Below are 1,621 nucleotides of genomic sequence, written 5' to 3' on the forward strand. Positions count from 1 at the left end.
GCACCAAAAAGCGGGCCGCAAAACAAGGTGTGACGCGATCGGCCCCGGCCCCGCGACCACACGATCCTCGGGTCTCGAAGCTTTTGGAGATATCTATGACGCTCTTGAAGAGCACCCTGCTCGCTTCGGCCGCCGGCTTCGCCGCCGTCGCCGGCGCCCAGGCTGCCGATTTGCCGGTCAAGAAGGCCGCCCCCATCGAGTACGTCCGCGTCTGCTCCGCCTACGGCGCCGGCTTCTTCTACATCCCCGGCACCGACACCTGCCTCCGCCTTTCGGGTCGCGCCCGCTTCGACGCTGCCTACCAGCCGTCGTACTCGCGCCAGAACGGTTCGCAGAACGGTGACACCACCGGCTACCGCACCCGCCTGCGCATCAACCTCGACGCCCGCACCCAGACCGCCTACGGCACCCTTCGCGCGTTCGTGCGCCTGGAAGCCGGCAGCGGCTCCGGCTATTCCGGTCTCGGCACCTCGGGCACGAACCAGCGCATCGGCAACGCCTACCCGGGTCTCGGCGTCGACAGCTTCGGCCGGCTGCAGCAGTACGTGAACGCCGACAAGGCCTTCATCCAGTTCGCGGGCTTCACCGCCGGTCGCGCCTCGTCGTTCTTCGACTTCTACGCTCACGACTTCGAGCTGGCCGGCGCCACCGCCGGCTCCGACGTGTCCTCGACCAACCTGATCGCCTACACCGCGACGCTGGGCAACGGCTTCTCGGCGACGCTCTCGGTCGAAGACCCGACCTTCCGCCGCTCGCCGATCTTCTCGCCGACCACCAACTCCGGGAACGTGACGCTCAACACGGCAGCGGCCGTGTTCGCGCAGAACAACTCGCCGATCCCGGTGTTCATCGGCTACAACGCTGCTGGAGCCGCGGCCCGCTACAGCTTCGTCGATGGCATCGAGCGCAACCGGATGCCCGACTTCGTCGGCGCCCTGCGCTACGATGCGGCCTGGGGCTCCGCCCAGCTCACCGCCTCCGTGCACGAGCTGAACGTCGGCAACGTCGCCAACGGCGCCGGTACCGCCGTCGGCGCAGGTGTCATCTCCAACGTCAGCATCCCCCACACCAGCAACGACTACGGCTACGCGGTCCAGGGCGGCGTGAAGGTCAACCTGCCGTTCATCTCCCCCGGCGATACCCTCTACCTGCAGGGCGCCTACGGCGTCGGCGCGCAGATGTACACCGGCTACTCCTCGTACACCGGCTCGTACACCCAGAGCACGACCACGATCCAGGGTCAGAAGTTCGCGCAGTACTTCTCCGACGCGACGATCAACCCCTACACCGGCCAGATGTCGAAGTCCGACAGCTTCACCGTGGTCGCTTCGTACCTGCACTACTGGTCGCCTGAGCTGCGTTCGGCCGCCTTCGGCTCCTACGGCGAGCAGAGCTTCTCGGCCGGCGCCCGCGCCGGTCAGGGCGATGCGTTCACGCTCACCGGTGGTACCGGCTTCGGTGCGAACTCGGTCGGCACGCCCGGCACCCGGTTCTACCAGCTCAGCCAGGCGCTTCGCGACACCTACCAGTTCGTCGCCGGCGCGAGCCTGATCTGGTCGCCGGTGAAGGACCTCGATATCGGTGTGGAAGGCCTCTACACCCAGATCGGCGTCAAGAACGG

Annotated in this window: 1 protein-coding gene; it reads left to right on the top strand. The window is 67.3% G+C overall.

The window, feature by feature from the left end:
- Nucleotides 1-95 precede the first annotated feature (95 nt).
- A partial coding sequence (locus FV230_RS28100; protein WP_147844694.1) for a porin occupies nt 96-1,621 on the top strand: 1,526 nt, incomplete at its 3' end.

It is taken from the genome of Methylobacterium sp. WL6, from assembly GCF_008040095.1.
In the GTDB taxonomy this organism is placed as follows: Bacteria; Pseudomonadota; Alphaproteobacteria; order Rhizobiales; family Beijerinckiaceae; genus Methylobacterium.